The sequence below is a fragment of the Candidatus Aquicultor secundus genome (genome assembly GCF_002791875.1).
Classification (GTDB): domain Bacteria; phylum Actinomycetota; class Aquicultoria; order Aquicultorales; family Aquicultoraceae; genus Aquicultor_A; species Aquicultor_A secundus.
This window is the reverse complement of sequence record NZ_PFNG01000194.1, coordinates 1-536: the sequence shown is the minus strand read 5'-3', so window position 1 is coordinate 536 and position 536 is coordinate 1. Positions and strand designations below refer to the sequence as shown.

At 50.0% G+C, this 536-nt stretch carries 1 pseudogene; it reads right to left on the bottom strand.

Features of this window, described 5'->3' with window-relative positions:
- Positions 1 to 126: 126 nt before the first annotated feature.
- A pseudogene (locus tag COY37_RS08115) lies at positions 127 to 375 on the bottom strand (tyrosine-type recombinase/integrase); the annotation flags it as partial.
- Positions 376 to 536: the final 161 nt, after the last annotated feature.

Below are 536 nucleotides of genomic sequence, written 5' to 3'. Positions count from 1 at the left end.
CCTCTAGAAATATGCCACTTGTCACTATAACCCATGCTAAACACATCTGTTTTGAAGAAACGCTGTTTTATCATGGCGTGTTATAGGGGTCGGTATAAAACCCACTCTGCAACCTACTTGACAGCCTCAAAGCATGTCGATTGGGCTGCGAACCCCAGTCGGGCCACGGTTCAAGACATGGGTGTAAATCATCGTGGTTTTTACGTCTTTGTGACCCAGAAGTTCCTGGACCGTTCGAATATCATAACCGCCTTCCAATAGGTGGGTTGCGAATGAATGCCGGAAGGTATGGCATGTGGCTCGCTTGGTCAACTGGGCCTTTGCGACAGCGTCTTTTACGGCTTTTTGAACCAGTGATTCGTCCATGTGATGGCGGCTATAATGGCGCGAACGTAGTGCCTCGCGTAGCTGGTCGAGCAGCCTCGGCTTCACACCGGGCACCGCGCAAGGTTGTTGACCCCTTAATCTCACGTCCCCAATATCCGTGACAACATTCGATTCCTGCATAAAACCCCTCCGGCAAGAAAATAATATCA